The sequence below is a fragment of the Pseudonocardia pini genome (assembly GCF_013870575.1).
Lineage (GTDB): Bacteria > Actinomycetota > Actinomycetes > Mycobacteriales > Pseudonocardiaceae > Pseudonocardia > Pseudonocardia pini.
The window spans coordinates 1-3,584 of sequence record NZ_JACBXB010000590.1 but is presented as its reverse complement, the minus strand read 5'-3'; the positions used below and the strand labels follow the sequence as shown (position 1 = coordinate 3,584).

General features: G+C 74.6%; 4 protein-coding genes and 1 pseudogene. 1 reads left to right on the top strand and 4 read right to left on the bottom strand.

Translation table 11 applies throughout. The features are described from left to right. The 3 genes and pseudogenes from H5J29_RS25335 to H5J29_RS25325 all read right to left on the bottom strand — a co-directional run. A partial coding sequence (locus H5J29_RS25335; RefSeq protein WP_181783531.1) for a DUF4142 domain-containing protein occupies positions 1 to 477 on the bottom strand: 477 nt, incomplete at its 3' end. Between the two features lie 132 nt (positions 478 to 609). Beyond that, the gene (locus H5J29_RS25330) at positions 610 to 1,461 is read right to left on the bottom strand and encodes an exodeoxyribonuclease III (RefSeq protein ID WP_181783530.1); all 852 of its coding nucleotides are present in this window, start codon (positions 1,459 to 1,461) and stop codon (positions 610 to 612) included. Between the two features lie 236 nt (positions 1,462 to 1,697). Beyond that, positions 1,698 to 1,946 (bottom strand): annotated as a pseudogene (locus H5J29_RS25325) (N-acetyl-gamma-glutamyl-phosphate reductase); the annotation flags it as partial. An 83-nt stretch (positions 1,947 to 2,029) separates the two neighbouring features. On the opposite strand from H5J29_RS25325, the gene H5J29_RS25320 reads away from it, so the two are divergent. Further along, on the top strand, positions 2,030 to 2,707 hold the full coding sequence (locus H5J29_RS25320; RefSeq protein ID WP_181783529.1) for a DNA alkylation repair protein: 678 nt from the start codon (positions 2,030 to 2,032) through the stop codon (positions 2,705 to 2,707). Positions 2,708 to 2,800: 93 nt separating this feature from the next. Here H5J29_RS25320 and H5J29_RS25315 read toward each other — a convergent pair. Further along, positions 2,801 to 3,584, bottom strand: a 784-nt coding sequence (locus H5J29_RS25315) for an RNA polymerase sigma factor (RefSeq protein WP_312858399.1), incomplete at its 5' end; no start/stop codon positions are given.

Sequence of the window (3,584 nt, the reverse complement as noted above, 5' to 3'; positions counted from 1 at the left end):
CACCGCGTTCGCGGCGTCCCGCGCCTGCTGAACCAACGACTGCGCCGCCTGGAGCCAGGCGGTGTCGAAGGGCTGCCCGGTGCGGGACCGCAGGTCCGCGACGAGGGCCTGCTGCTGGGCGTCGAGCTGGTCGCCGAGGGTCACGCCCGCGGCCGTGGCGGCCTGCTTCACCTGGTCGAGCAGTGCCTGCCCCTGCGTGGTGAGGTCGGGAGCGAGGCCCTTCACCTGGTCGCCGACGCCCTTCTCCGTCCCCAGTCCACCGAGCGCCACCAGCGCGAGCGCGCCCTGGTTGGCCTGGCCGAAGGCCGTCCGCGTGGCGTCGCCGACCTGGCCCGCGGGCCCACCCTGGGGCGGGGCGGCGTCTCCGGTCGGGTTCGCGGGCGCCTGGTCGCTCGGCGAGGAACAGGCGACGGCGCCGGTCAGGGCCAGCGCGGCCAGGGTGGTGCCCGCGGCGATGCGGGTCGTGCGTGCGGTCATGATCGATCCCCGAGCTGAAGTCACCCGCCGAGTATCGTGGCGCAACGACCCCCCGCAACCGGACGGACGCCGATCGTGTGGTTCGTGCGGCCGCAACGATTGCCGCCCGTTCGGCGGGGGAACAGAGGCCGTTCAGCGGCGCGGGCGTGCCGCCGGAGCCGACGGCGGGGGCACGACGGGCCCGAGGTCGCCGTCCGGTGCCGTGTCCAGGTCGACCATCACCGGCGCGTGGTCGCTCGGCCCGGAGCCCTTGCGCGCCTTGCGGTCGATCCAGGCCGCCTGCACGCGCCCCGCCGGGTCCGCCCCGCAGAGCACGAGGTCGATCCGCATCCCGAGGTCCTTGTGGAAGCGGCCCGCGCGGTAGTCCCAGTAGGAGAAGACGCGCTCCGTGGGCCATCGGTCCCGCACGACGTCCGCCAGCCCCGTCGCCTCCAGGGCCGCCAGCGCCTCGCGCTCCGGCGGGGTCACGTGGGTGGAGTCGACGAAGACGGCCGGGTCCCAGACGTCCTCGTCGGTGGGCGCGATGTTCATGTCACCGGCCACCACCGTGGTGCTCGGGTCCCCGGCGGACACCATGTGCCGCAACGCCTCCAGCCAGCGGAGCTTGTAGCCGTAGTGGGGGTCGTCGGGCGTGCGGCCGTTGGGCACGTAGACCGACGTGACCCGCAGTCCCCCGCAGGTCGCGGTGATCGCGCGGGCGTCCGGCGCGCCGCCTTCGAAGACCGGCTCGGCGGGAAGGCCGCGGACGACGTCGTCGAGCCCCACCCGGGACAGCAGCGCCACCCCGTTCCACCGCCCCTGCCCGTGGTGCGCCACCGCGTAGCCCCGCTCGGCCAGCGGACCGTCCAGCTCGGCCGCCCAGTCGGCGTCGGACAGCTTGGTCTCCTGCAGGCAGACGACGTCCGGGGCCCGCTCGTCCAGCCACGGCAGCAGCCGGGGCAGCCGGGACTTCGCGGAGTTCACGTTCCAGGTCGCGAGGCGCACGGGAGCAGACCCTACGGCGACGACCGTTCGGTGGAACGGGCTGTACGTGGACCGGCGGCGACCGCCTCTCCCTCCGGGAGGCCGAACGATGAACGGTGCGATGGCCCGGCGGGCGCTGACGGGGTTGGTGCTCGGCCGGATCGGGGTCGACGGCGGCTCGCGGGCGTTGCTCCCGTTCCTCCCGGTGGTGGCCACGGGGCTGGGCCTGAGCTTCGCGGACCTCGCGCTGCTCGTGGGATCTCCGCGGACCTCCCGTGCGGCAGCGCGAGGAAGACGACATCGTGCCCGCCGAGGACCTCCGCCGTGCTCTCACCCAGCACGCGGTCGGCCAACGGGGGAAGGTGCGGCTGGAACTCACCCAGTCGTCGACCCGCGTTGCCGCCCGCCGTCACCGCGCCGATCTCGACATCGGGGTGCTGCAGGAGGAGCCGCAACAGCTCTCCCCCGGCGTACCCGCTGGCTCCCGCCACTGCGATCCGTACCACGCGGATGATTATGCAGCGTGGTGCAATCTCATGCAAAGCGGGTTCCGCTGTGACGCCCGCCGCCACGGCCTTAGGCTCGCCTCATGACCCCTCTGGTGGACGCCCTGCGCGCCGCCCTGCGCGCGGCGGCCGATCCCGTCGCCGCACCCACCATGCAGGCGTACATGAAGTCCGCGATGCCGTTCCTCGGTGTCGCGCAACCGGTTCGGGCGCGGATCCTGCGGGAGTGCGTCGTCGGGGACCCGCCGCCGACCCCGGGCGCGCTGGCCGCGGTCGCCGACGCGCTGTGGGACGGCGCCGGGTTCCGCGAGGAGCGCTACCTCGCCACCGCCCTGTGCGGGTACCGCTCCTACGCCCGCTGGCCGGACGCGGACTGGCTGCCGCGCTACCGGCACTGGCTGGTGTCCGGCGCGTGGTGGGACCACGTGGACGAGATCTCGTCGCGGCTGGTGGGGCCGCTGGTCCGGGAGGACCCGGCGCGCGTGGTGCCCGTCATGCGGCAGTGGGCGACCGACCCCGATCCCTGGCTGCGCCGCGCGTCGATCATCTGCCAGCTGCAGTCCAAGGAGGCCACGGACGTCGGGCTGCTGTCGGACGCGATCGAGGCCAGCCTCAAGGACGAGGGCTTCTTCCTGCGCAAGGGGATCGGCTGGGCGCTGCGCCAGCACGCCCGCACCGATCCCCTGTGGGTGCGGGAGTTCGTCGAGGCCCACCCCGACCTCTCCCCGCTCTCCCGCCGCGAGGCCCTCAAACACCTGTGAGCGAACGGCACTCTCGCTCAGTAGGTGTGAGCGAGAGTGCCGTTCGCTTGTGGGGTCGGCACCAGCGGCGCCTCGTGCGCCGGGAGCGGGCGCTCAGCGTCCGGCGCGGGCGGCACGCAGGGTCAGGTGGCGCTGCTCGGCCAGGTTCGTGGTGCGCCGGGCCGCGGCGGCGTAGTGCTCCGCGGCCGCGGCCCGTTCGCCGCGCATCTCGTGGAGGTGGCCGCGCACGGCGTCGACCCGGAAGTGGCCGGGCAGCCGCGGGGCGACCTCCTCGACCGCGGCGAGCCCGGCCTCGGGCCCCCGCACCATCGCGACGGCCACGGCCCGGTTCAGGGCGACCACCGGGCTGTCGTCGAGCCGCAGGAGGAGGTCGTAGAGGCCGAGGACCTGCGGCCAGTCCGGCGGCCCGGTGTGGACGGCCGCGATCGAGGCCTGCAGCTGGTAGACCCCCACCACCCCGCGCGACCGCGCGGCCACCAGGACCCGCATCCCCTCGGCGATCAGCGCGCGGTCCCAGCGGTCCCGGTCCTGGTCGGCCAGCTCCACCAGGTCGCCGCTCGCCGTGGTCCGGGCGGGCCTGCGTGCCTCGGTGAGCAGCATCAACGCCAGCAGGCCCGCGATCTCCGGGTCGTCGGGGCGCAGCGCGTGGACCGTGCGGGTCAGCCGGATGGCCTCGGCGGCCAGGTCGGGGCGGTCGAGGGCAGGGCCCACCGCCGTCACGTGTCCTTCGGTGAACATCACGTAGAGCACGCGCAGGACGGACGCGAGGTCCGGTTCGGCCGGCATCACGAACCGGCCACCCGCGGCGGTGATCGTCGCCTTCGCGCGGCTGATGCGCTGGGCCATCGTGGCCTCCGACACCAGGAACGCGGCCGCG